Annotated in this window: 17 protein-coding genes; all 17 read left to right on the top strand. The window is 65.4% G+C overall.

Features of this window, described 5'->3' with window-relative positions:
• Window positions 1–92: 92 nt before the first annotated feature.
• The 17 genes from P9228_RS20125 to P9228_RS20045 all read left to right on the top strand — a co-directional run bounded on the left by P9228_RS20125 (window position 93) and on the right by P9228_RS20045 (window position 14346).
• A complete protein-coding gene (locus tag P9228_RS20125) occupies window positions 93–929 on the top strand; it encodes a hypothetical protein (RefSeq protein ID WP_278055160.1) in 837 nt (278 codons plus the stop codon).
• A gap of 96 nt (window positions 930–1025) precedes the next feature.
• Window positions 1026–1622 (top strand): phage tail protein, encoded by a 597-nt coding sequence (locus P9228_RS20120; protein WP_278055158.1) that lies wholly within the window; start codon window positions 1026–1028, stop codon window positions 1620–1622.
• A 154-nt stretch (window positions 1623–1776) separates the two neighbouring features.
• Window positions 1777–2364, top strand: a complete 588-nt coding sequence (locus P9228_RS20115) for a hypothetical protein (RefSeq protein ID WP_278055156.1) — start codon at window positions 1777–1779, stop codon at window positions 2362–2364.
• Window positions 2361–4361, top strand: coding sequence for a terminase gpA endonuclease subunit (locus tag P9228_RS20110; RefSeq protein WP_278055155.1), 2001 nt, complete (start codon window positions 2361–2363; stop codon window positions 4359–4361). The genes P9228_RS20115 and P9228_RS20110 overlap by 4 nt, the downstream gene beginning before the upstream one ends.
• Window positions 4358–5962 carry a phage portal protein gene (locus P9228_RS20105; RefSeq protein ID WP_278055154.1) on the top strand — a complete coding sequence of 535 codons (1605 nt, stop codon included), beginning with the start codon at window positions 4358–4360 and terminating at the stop codon, window positions 5960–5962. Before P9228_RS20110 ends, P9228_RS20105 begins: the two co-directional genes overlap by 4 nt.
• Window positions 5962–6234, top strand: coding sequence for a hypothetical protein (locus P9228_RS20100; protein ID WP_067327962.1), 273 nt, complete (start codon window positions 5962–5964; stop codon window positions 6232–6234). Before P9228_RS20105 ends, P9228_RS20100 begins: the two co-directional genes overlap by 1 nt.
• A gap of 8 nt (window positions 6235–6242) precedes the next feature.
• Window positions 6243–7577, top strand: coding sequence for a S49 family peptidase (locus P9228_RS20095; protein WP_278055151.1), 1335 nt, complete (start codon window positions 6243–6245; stop codon window positions 7575–7577).
• A 46-nt stretch (window positions 7578–7623) separates the two neighbouring features.
• A complete protein-coding gene (locus P9228_RS20090) occupies window positions 7624–8400 on the top strand; it encodes a hypothetical protein (protein ID WP_127403746.1) in 777 nt (258 codons plus the stop codon).
• 63 nt (window positions 8401–8463) lie between these two features.
• On the top strand, window positions 8464–9519 hold the full coding sequence (locus P9228_RS20085) for a major capsid protein (RefSeq protein WP_278055149.1): 1056 nt from the start codon (window positions 8464–8466) through the stop codon (window positions 9517–9519).
• 54 nt (window positions 9520–9573) lie between these two features.
• Window positions 9574–9810 (top strand): hypothetical protein, encoded by a 237-nt coding sequence (locus P9228_RS20080; RefSeq protein ID WP_278055147.1) that lies wholly within the window; start codon window positions 9574–9576, stop codon window positions 9808–9810.
• Between the two features lie 24 nt (window positions 9811–9834).
• Window positions 9835–10227, top strand: coding sequence for a hypothetical protein (locus P9228_RS20075; protein ID WP_208721125.1), 393 nt, complete (start codon window positions 9835–9837; stop codon window positions 10225–10227).
• A gap of 91 nt (window positions 10228–10318) precedes the next feature.
• Window positions 10319–11128: a hypothetical protein gene (locus tag P9228_RS20070; protein WP_278055144.1), complete on the top strand. Its 810-nt coding sequence runs from the start codon at window positions 10319–10321 to the stop codon at window positions 11126–11128.
• On the top strand, window positions 11128–11673 hold the full coding sequence (locus P9228_RS20065; RefSeq protein WP_278055142.1) for a phage baseplate assembly protein V: 546 nt from the start codon (window positions 11128–11130) through the stop codon (window positions 11671–11673). Before P9228_RS20070 ends, P9228_RS20065 begins: the two co-directional genes overlap by 1 nt.
• A gap of 9 nt (window positions 11674–11682) precedes the next feature.
• A complete protein-coding gene (locus P9228_RS20060; RefSeq protein ID WP_127215575.1) occupies window positions 11683–11862 on the top strand; it encodes a hypothetical protein in 180 nt (59 codons plus the stop codon).
• Window positions 11859–12254, top strand: a complete 396-nt coding sequence (locus P9228_RS20055) for a GPW/gp25 family protein (RefSeq protein ID WP_127215576.1) — start codon at window positions 11859–11861, stop codon at window positions 12252–12254. Before P9228_RS20060 ends, P9228_RS20055 begins: the two co-directional genes overlap by 4 nt.
• A gap of 104 nt (window positions 12255–12358) precedes the next feature.
• Window positions 12359–13222: a baseplate J/gp47 family protein gene (locus tag P9228_RS20050; protein WP_208721114.1), complete on the top strand. Its 864-nt coding sequence runs from the start codon at window positions 12359–12361 to the stop codon at window positions 13220–13222.
• A complete protein-coding gene (locus tag P9228_RS20045) occupies window positions 13219–14346 on the top strand; it encodes a phage tail protein (RefSeq protein WP_278055139.1) in 1128 nt (375 codons plus the stop codon). The genes P9228_RS20050 and P9228_RS20045 overlap by 4 nt, the downstream gene beginning before the upstream one ends.
• Window positions 14347–14348 lie beyond the last annotated feature (2 nt).

The following is a 14348-nucleotide window of genomic DNA, read 5'->3' as shown; positions in this document are numbered from 1 at the left end:
GCTTTTGTTCGCTTTGTTGCCTTTTCGATTTGGGACGAAGAGCAGCGAGGTGGGTCGATAAGAGAAAAATTGGGACGAAGGAGTGAAAGCACATGAAGACGGTGAACATAGAAGAGCTGTTGACCTGGGCCTTCGTCCATGAGCTGCCGAAGGGCGGTGGCGTGGAAGGTCTGGAAAATCCGCATTCGGCCTGGCGCATGTTGCAGGCTTCTTCCTGGGGCAAGATCACCAGCTTTGGCGAGCTTGGCGCGCTGATCGATGGAGGCCGCAAGGACTACGACAATTTCTGGATCGAGCAGGGCGAGCCGCACGAGGATGCGGTGACAGTGGGGCGGGCGGTCGCGGCGCTGGCCGCTTGCGAGGTCGTCATCCCGCAGGGCTGGAATTCCTTGGCGAATTGGCCGGATACGCACGGTTTGGCCGAACTGTACGTTGCGCGCGCAGTTGAGCGCTATCGCGCCCGTTCGCACGAGCAACGCGGCGAAGGCATTGTCAGCCTGGTCGTCGGAACCGCGATCCTCGGGCGAGAGCCGGACTGGAGCGCCGAGCCTGCCAGGGTTCGGCTGGCCGAGCGCGCCGGCAAGCCGGCCTGGTTCGTCATGAAGCGCGTCATCGACGACAACGGCCAGGCCTACGACATCGAGGTGCATGGCTATGACGAGCGCCTCAAGCGGCCGACGAAGGGCGCTTACCGGAAGTACGAGTTCGCGACCGATCCGAGCGGCGACATCATGGGACGGCTCGATTACCAGATTTGGGTCGCGGCGTTGCGTTGGCTCGAGGCCGAGCTCGCGCCGCAGCTGATCGCGCATCGGCTAGTGTCCTCTGATCGCACAATGACGCCATGGCTCGAGGAGGACAGACCTGGGGTTTGGTTGGCACACAACGATGCGGATCAACGCGCGAAAAAAACCGCCTCCGTCCGTTGACGCGCGGCAGAAACTTGACATAGACCTGATCACGGTAAGAAAGAACTCGCCCCGGCGCTCCTCGCGACCGGGGTTTTTCATTTTGGGAGTACGAGCGTGAACGGCCTGCTGACGATCAGGTGGGCCGATCTGTCTGGTCTCAAGCGGCTGGACAATGCGCTGGGCCGCTTGAGCGAGATGCAGCGCAGCTTGCTGCTTGCGCGAGCCGTAAATCATGTCGGCGATCGGTTGCGCACCAAGCTGACGCGGACGCTCGCGAACCAGACGGGCCTGCCGTACCGGACGATCCGCAGGGCGATCAAGGTCGAGCGGGCCAACTATGGCGAGCTCGCCTATGCCATGCGCACGCAGGGCGGCGACGTCTCGCTCAAATACTTCAAGCCGCGCGAGACGCGGGCTGGCGTGACCGCTTCGCCTTTCGGCATGCGGCGGCTGTTTGCCGGAGACTTCACCAAGGCAGGCCGGTTTCCAAATCGCGTCACCGCCAAGCGCTTGGGCGGCCACGTCTACGCGCCGGACCGCTCCTCGACCAGGTGGGGCAGGCCGGTATCCTTCGTGGACTCGGGTGTCATCATTCCCGCCGAGATGGTCAAGGGCGACACGGCGCAAGCGTTCACGGCCTTCGCCAACCGCGAGCTGCCGCCGAGGGTCATGCACGAGATCAGCTTCATGCTCCCCGGCTTCTTCGACTGACCGAGCAAGGCAGCCGCGCCGCGCCCAAGGTTATAGGGACCGTATCCCGAGCCTCGACCTAGGACGGGCAGACCGGCCCCTGAATTTTTGCCAGTCGCACCATCGAAGAAGTTGGGTTGTCAGGGTTGTCAGCGGCTCGAAGGAAGTTGTCTGGATGCCGTCTGAAGAAACCGTGATGGCGACGCCCGCCGAGATCGCGGCGCGCGACGGCGTTACAAAGCAGGCCGTCACCAAACTGGTGCGGCGACTGGTCGAGGAGCATGACCTTCCGGTCGAGCGCGACGCTCGCGACCGGATCATGCGGTTTTCGCTGGCGCACTACGATCACTACCGCGGCGAGTTCGCTAGCTCCGAGAAGATTGCGGCCGCTCGCAAGGACGCGCCGTCAGCTCCGTCGGCCAACTCCAGCACGTCGCGCGACGAAGCGCTTCGGCAGGAAGCCTGGCTCAAAGTCGGACGCGAGAAGCTGCGTCGGCAGGAGCATATCGGCCAGCTGGTCCGCGCCGACCGGATGCGTGAAGCCCTGACGGTCTGCGGCCGGGAAATCCAGTCGAGCATCGCCCGCCTGCAGAACAAAGCCGACGACATGGCTTTGGCAGTTTCGCGAGAAGGCGCTCATGGCCTGCGCGTGCTGTTGCGGAGCATCGCTTTCGAGTTGAACACCGAAATCGCCGATCGGCTCGGCGCCATCGTCGAGAAAGCTGCCGAGCATGACGACGTGCTCGAGGACGAAGAGATTTGAGCATCCATGTCGGGCCTGGCCATCCGGGGGCGCTCCGCCTGGCCGGCGTAGCACTGGCGGAGGCGATCAGGCCGCGCCCGCCGGCGCGCTTTCGTGACTGGCTGCCCGACAACATCGTGCTCGTCGACGGGCCTAAGAAGGGAGAACTCTGGGCGCTTGAAGATGCGCCATATCTCGGCGAGATCGCCGACTGCCTGTCGCTCGAGCATCCCTGCAATCTGGTGACGGTGCGCAAATCGCAACAGACCGGCGTCTCGATCCTCGCCCTTGCCTGGTCGCTCTACATCGCCGACACGGCGCCGGACAACACCATCTATGGCCTGCCGTCGATCGACTTCCTGCAGGACCTGAACAGCCAGAAGCTGCAGCCGCTTATCGAGGCGTGGCAGGCGAAGACTGGCAAGCAGGTGATCTTTCCGGCCGTGAGCCGGTCCGGCTCGGGCTCGACCATCTACGAGAAGCGGTTCGCCGGCGGATCCCTGATGCTCGCCAACGCCAACGTGGCGACCGATCTCTCGGGCAAGACCACGCGCTACGGCGTCAAGGACGAGGTCTCCAAGTGGCAGACCCATGTCAGCGGCGACGATCCGGAAACGCTCTTTTTCGGTCGCTTTACCGCCTTCCGGCGCACAAAGGCCTTCAAGATCTTCGAGCTGTCGACGCCGGAGATCGACACCGGCGACGACCTGGGCGACTTGCCGGGGCACTGCCGGATCGACCGTTCCTTCAAGCGCTCGGACCAGCGTTTCTGGAACATTGCCTGCGTTGAATGTGGCGAAGAGTTCGTCCAAGCCCACGAGGGCTTTCATCTCGATCGACTGCATCCGCACAAGAGCTTCTATGTCTGCCCGCATTGCGGGCACATCATCAGCGAAACCGAGCGGGTCATCGGCGTCCGCAATGGCCGCTACATCGCCACCCTGACCGGTCCTGACCGGCACCCCGGGTTCCATGTCGATGCCTTCATTTCGCTGATGATGAGCTACGAAGCGATCGCCGAGGACATTCTCAACCACTCGAAGCCCGGCGGTCTCGGCGACAAGGGCATCTTCAATCTGGTGTACGGCCTTCCCGCAAAGGTGAAGGGCAACGCGCCGGAATACGAGCGGCTGATGGAGCGCCGCGAACCCTTCGCGGAAATGGAGATCCCTGCCGAGGGGCTTATTCTCGTCGCCGGCGCCGACGTGCAGCACAATGGCATCTGGACCGTCGTCGTCGCCTTTGGCGAAGACCGGCAGTGCTGGGTGCTGGGGGTCCGCTTCTTCGAGGGCGCGACGGACAACGCCGGCGAAGGCGCCTGGACGAAGCTCGGTGAGTTCCTCGCCAAGCCGCTCGACGACGCTTTCGGTAGCTGGCGCCGTATCGAGGCGATGGCGGTGGACGGCGGCGACGGCGGCCGCACCAACCAGGTTCTCGAATGGTGCCGGCGGCGCCCCAATGCCTATGCCGTCAAGGGCGTCGGCGGGCGCGGTGTGCCGGCAATCAGCGTCCCGGCAAAGAAATCGGTCACCAAGCGCGGCAAGCGCAAGCGTTTCGGCAGCGCCATGCTATGGCCGGTCGGCACATGGGGCCTCAAGTCGGAACTGTTCGCCAACCTGCACAAGCCCGGCCTCCGTTCCGGCGAGCCGGCTGATCCGCCGGGCTATGTGCATTTCGGCGACTTCCTGCCGAAGGAATATTTCCTGCAGCTCACGGCGGAGGCCTTCGTCGCCGAGGTCGTGCGCGGCAAGTTCCATGAGGAATGGAAACGCCTGCGGCCGGACAATCACTGCCTGGATGCGCAGGTTTACGCCATGGCGATGGCGGAAATGCTCGGGCTGTCGACCAACAGGGCAGACGACTGGGCGGCGCTGCGCGAGCGGCTGAGACCGGCTTCGGAGCCGGACCTCCTTCACGGCCTTCGCCATGCCCCGAGGCAGGAGCCCACGGACCCGACAGAACCGACGACGGACGAGGCCTCGCAAGCCCGTCGCGAGAAATGGAAAAGGCGCGCATGAAGTTGCTGGAGCGGATATTCGGCAGGGAAGGCGCGTCCGCTCCGCGCCCGCCTGCAAATGCCGGGTATCTGCGCGACAGCCATTCCCGGATCCTGTCGACGCGCGGCACCGCGCTGCGCGATCATCGCGACCAGGTCCGCACCGCCTGGCGCCGCGCGGCCGGCCTTGCCATGGACATCATCCAGAATTCCGGCCGTCTGAGAGGTGCGGTCGACCAGGTCATCGCGGACACCGTCGGGGTCGAGCTCATCCTCAATCCGATGCCGGACCTGGCAAAGCTTGGTTATGACAGGAAGGAGACGGACGATTTCATCAAGCTGTTGAAGGCCGAGTGGAAACGCTGGGCATGGAACGCGCGCGAATGCGACCTCAAGGGCAAATTCATCGTGCCGCAAAAGGTGGACATCGCTCTGCGCCATGACGTCGTCTTTGGCGAGGCGCTGATGCTGATGGACTATATGTCCGCCGGCGTCCGCCGCCGCTACGGCATCACGTCCGGAACCAAGATGTGCCTGACGACGCCTACCGCTTTGGTGCAGGACACCAGTGAGTTCGAGGGGCTGTATCAGGGCGTTATCCACGATCCGAACGGCCGTCCTGTCGCCTACCGTCTCGCCGAGAAAGAAACCGGCATCGTCGTCAAGCGCGACCATCGGGCCTTTGACGCGCAAGGGCGCCAGATGGTCGCTCATGTGTTCGACCCGGTGGACGGCAACGACGTGCGCGGCATTTCTCGGCTCGTCGCGGCCTTTCGGGAATACCTGCAATGGGAGACGCTGGTCGACGTGACGATCCAGACCGGTATCCTGCAGACCGTCTTTGCCCAGGTGCTGACCAGCGAAAAGCCTTCGGCAGAGGCATTCGAGGCTCTTGAGGCGCTCGGCGAGAGCCAGGACGGCAAGGAGCTGCGCGCCCAGTTCCGCGACTATTTCCTTGCCGTCATGGACAAGGCGGCCGAAAGCGAAATCTCGGTCGGCAGCGATCCGAAAATCTCGCATCTGGCGCCGGGAGAGAAACTCGACCTGATGTCGACCGGCATTCCGGGGCCGCAATTCCTGCCCGTGTCCAACGAGCTGCAGCGCGGCATGGCGCGCGCGATCGGCATCAGCGTTGCCAGCTACACGATGAACTACGAGGGCGCGACCTATTCCTCGACCCGGATGGAAGGGGCGTCCCTGCACCCGGTTGTCACCCGCCGTCGCGATCGCATCGCTTCTCCGATCTGCCAGATCGGCTTCGAGCATCTGGTGGACGAGCTGATCGGCACCGGCCGGCTGCCGTTCAAGGGTGGCTACGCGGCTTTCTCCGCAAACCGGGACAGGGTGCTTTGGGCAATCTGGCAAGGCCCGGCCAAGGCCACTGCCGACGACCAGAAGAGCGCCAAGGCGGCGAGCGAGCGGTTGCTCAACGGGACCTCGACGCTTGACATGGAATGCGCGGAGATCGGGGCCGACGCGGAGGAGGTCTTCGAGCGCCGGCTCTACTGGCACAAGCGCTATGTCGAGGCGGGCATGCCGTCGCCGTTCGGTCAGGGGCCGGGCGACGCGAAGGACGACGTCATCCAGGACGAGAAGGCATCGAAGAAAAAGGAAGATGCCTGATGCCGGCCCTCGTCACCATCAACGGCGTTGCCGTCGACCAGGATGATCCCTGCGCGCTCTATCAGGCGCTCTATGCGGTCAAGCTGCGCGCGCTCGCCGGCGAGCATGTCGAGGAACTTTCCATCCAGTCCCCGGTGACCCGGGAGCAGCTTCGTTTTTCCGGCGCCGACATCAAAGCGCTCGACGCCGAACTGATGCGCCTTGCGGCCGCCTGCTCGGCAAAGAACGGAAAGCGTTCGCGCTACGCCAAGACGATGCGGTTCATCCGCTAGGAGCTTCCATGACATCGCTGATCCATATCGCCGACCGGGTGCTGAACCGGCCGCTGCTGATCACGCGTGACAAGGCCGAGGTGGTGCTTTCCGTCCTTGCCGGCAGGCTCGGCGTCAATGTGCCCGAGAGTTCGCGATTCGAGGGGGGATCGGTCGTCGAGGACGAGAACGGCGCCCGTCGCGCCGTGCCTTATCGCGTCACCGGCGACGGGGTTGGCATCATCACGGTCACCGGCTCCCTGGTCAACCGCGGCGCCTGGGTCGGTGCCAGCTCCGGTCTGACCTCCTACGAAGGGATCGGCTTCCAGCTAAAATCGGCAGCTGCCGACCCGGCTGTCAGGTCTGTCATCCTTGACATGCATTCGCCAGGCGGCGAAGCCGTGGGCGCCTTCGAAACCGCGGCCCTCGTGCGCGATCTTGCCGCAAGGAAGCGGACCGTCGCGGTCGTCAACGGCATGGCGGCTTCGGCCATGTACGCCATCGCGTCCGGCGCCAACGAGATCGTCACCACGGAAACCGGCATAGCGGGCTCGATCGGCGTCGTTCTTCTGCACGCCGACTTCAGCCGGCAGCTGGACCGCGACGGCATCACGCCGACACTCATCCACGCCGGCGCCCACAAGGTCGACGCCAACCCTTTCGAGCCGCTTACCGACGCCGTCCGCGCGGATCTGCAGGCCGAAGTCGACGCCTTCTACGGCGCCTTCCTCGGCACGGTAGCCAAAGGCCGGGGCTCCAGGCTCACCGCAGCCGCCGCGCGCAAGACGGAAGCACGCACTTTCATTGGCAAGGCTGCGGTCGACGCCGGCATCGCCGACCGGGTCGGTTCGTTCGAAAGCGTGCTTGCCGAACTTTCCCGCGCCTCCACGCCGAACGGCGGGCGCTCAACCCCGCAGAAAGGGAGCACATCCATGAGCGAGACCACCGGCGCGGCCGCCGCCATTGAAGTTGCCGGCATTCCGAAAGCCAATCACGACGCGGCCGTCGCGGCTGCCGAGATTAAAGGCCATGCCTGCGGCGTGGCGGCCGAGAACAAGCGCCTGACGACCGCCCTTGGCGCCGAGGGCGTCAAGGGAGACGGCGGCCGCATGGCGGCGGCGCTCGACCTGGCGACCAAGTCGCCTGCCATGACCGGTGAAGATGTCGCCGCGTTCGTAGTCGCCAACGTCGCGGCGTTCAAGCCGGTAGACGCAGGCGCCGAGGTCTATGAGAAATCGCGCCTTGCCGCGGCCGGCCTCGCACAGCCCGGCGCTGGAAAGTCCGCGGCGGCATCGCAGGAAGCGGCCAACCGGATCCTGGCCAATTACCGCGCCTCGACGGGAGCGCCGGCCAGGCAGGGCTGATGCCTCGCACCATCCAATCGCAACTCCTCACCTGAAAGGGTCGATCATGACCAGCATTCCCTTTGCGCAGCCGGGCATGGCGGCACGGGACGTTTCCGAGACGTTCACCTCCGCCGAAATCTTCAATTCGGCCATACCGCACCCTGTCACCGAGGACTTTCCCGTGGCAGCGGATGTAGCGCTGCCGGCTTTCTCGGTTGTCGGCCTCGCGGCCACGGACACCCTGGCCATGGCGACTTTTGTCCATGCGCCCGGCAGCAAGGCGACCGGCCGGCTGGTGCTCTCCGGTGCCGGGGCTGTCGACGACACCATCACCCTCGGCGCGACCGTCTATACCTTGAAGGCTGCGCCGACGACTGTCGCCGGTCAGATCAAGATCGGTGCGACGGCGGCGGAGACCGCCAGCAATTTGATCGCGGCGATCAATGGCGGAGCTGGTGCCGGCACCGCATACGGTTCGCTCACCACGCCCCATCCCGATGTCAGCGCTCAGTCCGATGCCGCCGGCATCGTCGGTATCGTCGCCAAGACCGCGGGAGCGCCCGGCAACGCGATCGCAACCACCGAGACCGGCGCGGCCATCGCATTTTCGAACACCACCCTCGTCGGCGGGGCGGATCAGCTCGGTGTGGCGCCGCTCGGCATCACGACTGCCCCGGTGGTCGACACCGATGTCGCGCAGCGCGTCGCGATCTACCGGGCCGGCAATTTCAATCCGGATGCGCTCAATTGGGATGCCTCGTTCAACACGGATGACAAGCGCGAGGCCGCTTTCCGGGGCGCGCCGGCGCCCACAAACATCCTCGTCCGCAAGCGGCTCTGAGCGCAAGGCGCAAACCCTCAATGCAATCGCGGCCCCGGCCGCCTCTTTCAAAGGGCCACGACCATGGCGGATTTCGACAACTACGAACTTTGGGATACGCACACCCTGCTCGGTGTGTTCCGCGAACTCGACATCGTGCCGAGCTACTGGCTCGATCTTCTCTTCCCCCACCAGATGTCATCGACCGACGAATATATCGACCTGGAGAAGATTCCGCGTTCGGGTCGCAAGCTCGCGCCCTTTGTCACCCCGATGGCGCAAGGCCGGGCGATCTACGAGGAAGGCGCGCGCGTCGAGCGCTTCAAGCCGGGTTATGTCAAGGCCAGCGATCCTGTCTCGCCGCTGCGGGCTCTCACCCGCCGCCCGGGCACCTTGCTCGGTCCCAATGCGCAGAGCCCCGCGGCGCGCTACGATGCGGTCAAAGCCGACATCCTGCAGTTCCATCGCGTCGCGGTCGAAAGGCTCTGGGAATGGATGGCCGCCAAGGCCGTCATCGACGGCAAGGTCGTCATCGAAGGCAAGGACATGCCGCAGCGGCTGGTCGACTTCGGTCGAGCAGCCGGACACACCGTGGTGCTCGGCGCCGGCGCGCGCTGGGGCGATCCCGGCGTGTCCATCCTGGACAATATTCAGGGCTGGGCCGACATGATGCATTCGGCCGAGTTCGGCGGCGCGCCGAACCGCATCACCGTCGGCACGGATGCCTGGGGCGTCATGCGGCGCGACAGCGAGATCCTCGCCGAGATGGACTTGACCAGGCGCGGCAATGCCGACCTGACGATCAAGACCGGCCTCATGACCACCGGCGAGGTCCGCTATGGCGGCACGCTCGGTGGCGGCATCGAAGTCTGGGTCTATAAGGACTATTACACCGTCAACGGCTCGGTCACTCCGTTCATGTCGCCCAAGGATGTCGTGCTGACCGGGCCGAACGTGCAGGGCTATCGCTGCTTCGGCACGATCGTCGACGTGCATGCGCAGTTCGAGGCGCTGCCGATCTTCCCGCGCAACTACATCGCCGAAGGCGATGTGGCGATCGAGCAGATCCTCACCCAGTCGGCGCCGCTGATGGTGCCCGTCAATCCGAACGCGACCCTGAAGGCGACCGTCCTCGGCTGATTGCCCCGGTCCGACATCTTTTCTCGGCAATTCAACACAATTGGAGAAAGCATCATGGTCAAAGCCGTTGCTTTGAGCACCGTTCACCTGTGCAGGTCGCCAGGGGAGAAGAGCCTGGAAGGCAAGACAATCAAGCGCGCAGAAATCGAGGTGAAGGCGCCTGGATCAATCATCGACGTCGACAAGAAGCAGCTCGACGATCTTGTCGCAAAGGGTGCCGCGCGCCCAGCCAGCAAGGTTGACCTCGTGAAGGCGGACGAGGCCAGCCAGATGGACCTCGGCCAGGCCTGAGGCCTCACCTTTTCGGAGCCTTTCATGGATATTCGTGCAGCCCGATCGCGCCTTGTCCATGAGACGCGCTCCCGCATGGGCGACCTCATCACCATCCGCGCCAAGCTGCGTGGCGAGATGTCGGTAGCCGACGATCCGTCGCGCCCGGCCATGCTCGGCCTGAAAGGCCGGTTCGACATCGATCCGGACCTGGAATTCCTCGGCGGCCGCGATCGCGGCATGGCCCCGACCCGCTACGCCGGCCGGCTGTGCACCGCTTCGATCCCGCGCGCCGATATGGCCTGGCTGCCGAAGACCGGCGATCAGTGCGAGGTCACCAGCCGCCCGGCCGAGCCGATCTATTCGATCGAGCGCGTCGTCGATGACCTGCCCGAGGTGATCGTGTTCTATCTGTCGAACCTGAAGGCGGCGCCGTGATCTCCGCCGAAGGCGGCAACCGCGCGTCGGGCACGTTTGCCCGGCCGTCCGCAGCGAGCGGCGAAGCCGCGGCGAGCCAAGAACAGAACGGATGAGCCTGGTCAACGCCATGCTGCGCATGCTTGCAGTGCAGGCGCTGCGTGGCAACACCATCGCCGCCGACGGCGTCACCGATTCCTCGATCGAGGCGCTGTCTTCGATCATGAGCGACCGACAGGCGCCGGTCATCCTCGTTCGCATCGACGAGAGCAAGTATGCCGGCCAGAACGAGGGTTTCTTCGTCACCTCCGGCACCGTGACCTTCGCGCTCGACCTGATCGTTGCCTCGAGCGTCACCTATCAGACGACCGACGGCCAGGCGGTCAACCAGATCGAGATCGCGCCGACCGATGCCGGTCTTGAATTCTCGCTCGACATGCTCGACCGGCAGTGGCGGCGCGTGCTGTCCGATCCCAACAATGCCTTCGCGGAATGCTTCCGCTCGCTTGTCGCCGCGATCGGGCCGGTGAAGGCCGCTCGCGGCGTCGATCCGGAAGGCGGCCGCAAGCACGCCATCCGCATGGTCGAGATTGAGATCGAGCCGGTCTGCGATCCCGCTCCGGGCGCCGAGCTGCCTCCCGTCATTGACGCGGCACTGACCCAACTGGCGACGGTCCCGGACTACCAGTCTGCGGTCGTCATCATGCGCGGCGAGTTCGCCAAGGGCTTCGACCTGATGAGCTGGCAGAAGATCCAGTCGACCCTGATGACCACGGCCGCGGTGCCGGCCATGCTGGGCGTCGCACCGCCCGATGCCGGCGAAGTCGTCGGGTTCGACCAGGTCGGCACCGTCATCAACGGCGAGCAGACCGAACTGACGGACGATATCCTGCCCGATCCCGATCTCGGCGGGTCCGCCTGATGCATGACACGGAACTGGTGAAGGTCATCCTCGGCCTGCAGGCCGATATCGCCGCGCTAAAGCGCATGGTCGCCGGCAACCTGCGGTTCGGCACGGTGAAGAAGGTCGATCACGACGCCAAGCGCGTGCAGCTCTTGCTGTCGGACGCCAATGGCCGCGAATTCCTGTCGCCGCTGCGGCCGTGGGGCGAGATCGCCGGCACCGAAAAGTCCTGGCGGCCGCCGACGCAAGGCCAGCAGATGATGCTGGTCGCGCCGCATGGCGACATGCGCCAGGCGGTCGCGCTGCCGATGACCTATTCGGACCAGAACGCATCCCCGTCGTCCGATCCGAGGACGCGGATCCTGTCGACCTTCGGCGGGGCGACGATGCTGTTCGACGGCGGCGGCTACCGCGCGGAACTGTCGGCATCCCGCGTCGACCTCGGCGCGGCCGAGGGCAAGAAGGTCGCCCGCATCGGCGATCGCGTCCATGTCATGTCGGGATCTTCGACCGGCCTTTGGCCGATCGTCGAGGGCTCCTCGAAAGTATTCGCCGCCGACTAGGAGGCCCCCATGAAACTCGTTGTCACCAAGCGCGCGCCGCACCTTGGCGTGGCCGGCACCGCCGTCGAAATGACGCCGTCGCAGGCGGCTTATGAGCGGCTGCGCGGCCATGTCGTCGAGCCGGCGCAGCCGAAGGCTGATGGATCGGCCGACGCTCCGGCGAAGGGCAGACGCGGGAAGCGCAAGTGACGCAATTCGGCATGGACCGCTCGACCGGGCTGCGGCAGAGCGGCTGGGACAACGTCATCCAGGCGATCGAGATCCTGCTGACGACACGCTATTTCGAGCGCGTCTTGCGTGAATATGTCGGCAGTCCGGTCCCGGCGCTGCTCGGCGAGCTCGCCAACGTCCAGACCGTCATCCGCTTCCAGTGGTCGGTCGCGGCCGTGATCCTGCTTTTCGAGCCGCGCCTCACGCCGACGCGCATCTCGCCGCTGACACTCGACCGCGCCGGCGCTTCCGCCTGGGTCATCGAAGGCATTTACCGGCCGCGCGCCCATCTCGGCGACTTCACGCCGGCCGGCACCGTCTCGCTGCGCCTCGGTCAGGCCGGCGGCCAACTGATCGTAACTTCTTCATAGCCTCACGCCGCGCACGGCTTCGCCGCCTGCGGCTCCGGTGGGGCGCGGCATCAGCCGCGACGGCCAGTCGGCCTTGCGGGCTTCGCCCGGAAACAGGAACCGCCATGCTCGATCTGTCCACGCTCGAGGGATTGCCGACACCGCAGGCGATCACCGTCACGTCGGAGGCCGACGCTCTCGCCGCGATCAAGGCCGTCTTCATCGACCTGGCGACCAGCTACGGGCTAGACGTCACCGGCATCATCGATCTCGAGGGAGAGCCCGGCAACATCCAGCTGCAGGTCGGCGCCTTTCGCGAGGTGCTCTACAGGGCGGCGATCAACGACGCGGTCAAAGCCAACCTGCTGGCCTTCGCGGCCGGCGCCGATCTCGATCACCTGGCTGCGTTCTATGACGTCATCCGCCTGACCGGCGAAACTGATGCCAGGCTGCGCGCCCGCACTGTGGTCGCCATTTCCGGCCGCTCAACAGCCGGCTCCGAAGACTGGTACAAAAGCGCCGCCTTCCGGGCCAGCATCCGGGTCAAGGATGTCGCCGTCTATCGCGTCGGCACCGGACCGGACATCCGCATCGCCGTGCTTGCGACCGACAATTTCGGCGAGCCCGACGCAGCGCTTCTGGCGGGCGTGAACAACGAGGTGCAGAAGAACAGCGTCCGCGTCATTTCTGACCGCGTCACCGTGGTTTCCGCCACCAGCGCCACGGTCAATGTGGCGGCCGACATCTGGCTTCTGCCGACGACGCCGATCACAGTGTTCGACAGTCTCGAAACCCTGCTTCGGCAGGCGATGGCCGAGGAGGGCGGTCTCGGCTTCAACGTCACGCGCTCCTGGCTGACAGCCAAGCTGCAGGCGCCGGGCGTGCAGAGAGTGTCGCTGACCGTTCCGGTGACCGACACGACCGTGGATGACGGCGCCGCGGTGAAGCTTGGCACGGTGACGCTCACCTTCAAGGGCCGCGACCGGTGAGCGAACGGCAGAACCTGCTGCCGCAGAACGCGACGGCCTTCGAGCGCGCGCTCGCGGAATCGCTCGACCGGCTGCCGGAGCTTGAGCCCGGTTTCGACGAGCTGCGCGGCTTCAAATTCGCGCCGGTGCAGCCCTCGATCCTGCCCTGGCTCCTCGTGGAATACGGGCTCGGCGCGATTACGCAATATCTTCCCGATCTCGCCTCGGTTATCGAATACGGTCTCCGCTGGCAGCGCGTGAAAGGCACGCCGCAGGGTGTGGCCGAAAGCCTGACATGGGTCGGCTACGCCTTCTCGACCTTCTACGAGGCGCCGGTGCGCCGCACGCGCTGGCACCTCTATGAGCTCGAGCTCGACCGTTTTCGCGACAACGAGGACGATCTCGGCACGATCGAGGCCGTGGTGCGCCTGTCGGACCCGGTCCGCTCCGAGTTCTACCGCGCCTGGAACGGCTACAATGTGCGCGAGCACGACTGGGCCTACACCAGGTGGGGCGACGGCATCTGGGGCGACAACTCCGGCGTGTTCCTCCACGCCGGCGGCGTCAAATGGTCCTTCGGCCGCACCTTCGATGCCGGCCAGCACGATCTGACGGAAGCCGAGCTGACCGCGCTTGGCGCCTGGATCGAGCCGGTCGAGGGCGGGTCGATCGGCTGGGGACCGTTCCCCTGGAACACGCCCGGCCTGAAATGGGTCTCGGACGCCGCTCTGTCGCGGGCGCAGATCATCGCCACCGCGCTGCTCGCCAAGTCGTGCTGGATCGGCGTCTATCGTGAGGACGGCTCGCCGATCGGTTTCCGCAGGGCGCGAGTCTATAGGCCGGTCAGCGCTTCCTTCGGCGGCTACTACCATGCCGCCGGGCAAAGCTGGGTCGTGGCAAGTGGCGCCGGTCCGAACCTTTATGTCGAAGCCATGATGGATTTCGGCGAAGGCGAGGGCGAGACCATCCAATCCTGGAGCGTCACGCTCGGCGGCGCGCCCGTCGGCGCACACCCCGCCGGTATCCGGTGGCTGCCCGGCGCCGCAATCGCGGGTGGCGCCATGGTCGGCGGCTTCGATATCGCGCCGGCGCTTCTCGGCAAAACCTCGCGCGAACGCTTTCGTGCGCTCTTGAAAATCAGCTGAGG

It is taken from the genome of Mesorhizobium sp. WSM4898, assembly GCF_029625845.1.
In the GTDB taxonomy this organism is placed as follows: domain Bacteria; phylum Pseudomonadota; class Alphaproteobacteria; order Rhizobiales; family Rhizobiaceae; genus Mesorhizobium.
This window is presented reverse-complemented; position numbering and strand designations above follow the sequence as displayed.

What these genes read in the sequence shown, in the direction of transcription:
- P9228_RS20115 (WP_278055156.1), top strand. Translation starts at nt 1,777, where the DNA reads ATGCCGTCTGAAGAAACCGTGATGGCGACGCCCGCCGAGATCGCGGCG.
- P9228_RS20075 (WP_208721125.1), top strand. Translation starts at nt 9,835, where the DNA reads ATGGATATTCGTGCAGCCCGATCGCGCCTTGTCCATGAGACGCGCTCC.
- P9228_RS20050 (WP_208721114.1), top strand. Translation starts at nt 12,359, where the DNA reads ATGCTCGATCTGTCCACGCTCGAGGGATTGCCGACACCGCAGGCGATC.
- P9228_RS20060 (WP_127215575.1), top strand. Translation starts at nt 11,683, where the DNA reads ATGAAACTCGTTGTCACCAAGCGCGCGCCGCACCTTGGCGTGGCCGGC.
- P9228_RS20090 (WP_127403746.1), top strand. Translation starts at nt 7,624, where the DNA reads ATGACCAGCATTCCCTTTGCGCAGCCGGGCATGGCGGCACGGGACGTT.
- P9228_RS20100 (WP_067327962.1), top strand. Translation starts at nt 5,962, where the DNA reads ATGCCGGCCCTCGTCACCATCAACGGCGTTGCCGTCGACCAGGATGAT.
- P9228_RS20105 (WP_278055154.1), top strand. Translation starts at nt 4,358, where the DNA reads ATGAAGTTGCTGGAGCGGATATTCGGCAGGGAAGGCGCGTCCGCTCCG.
- P9228_RS20125 (WP_278055160.1), top strand. Translation starts at nt 93, where the DNA reads ATGAAGACGGTGAACATAGAAGAGCTGTTGACCTGGGCCTTCGTCCAT.
- P9228_RS20085 (WP_278055149.1), top strand. Translation starts at nt 8,464, where the DNA reads ATGGCGGATTTCGACAACTACGAACTTTGGGATACGCACACCCTGCTC.
- P9228_RS20095 (WP_278055151.1), top strand. Translation starts at nt 6,243, where the DNA reads ATGACATCGCTGATCCATATCGCCGACCGGGTGCTGAACCGGCCGCTG.
- P9228_RS20080 (WP_278055147.1), top strand. Translation starts at nt 9,574, where the DNA reads ATGGTCAAAGCCGTTGCTTTGAGCACCGTTCACCTGTGCAGGTCGCCA.
- P9228_RS20065 (WP_278055142.1), top strand. Translation starts at nt 11,128, where the DNA reads ATGCATGACACGGAACTGGTGAAGGTCATCCTCGGCCTGCAGGCCGAT.
- P9228_RS20070 (WP_278055144.1), top strand. Translation starts at nt 10,319, where the DNA reads ATGAGCCTGGTCAACGCCATGCTGCGCATGCTTGCAGTGCAGGCGCTG.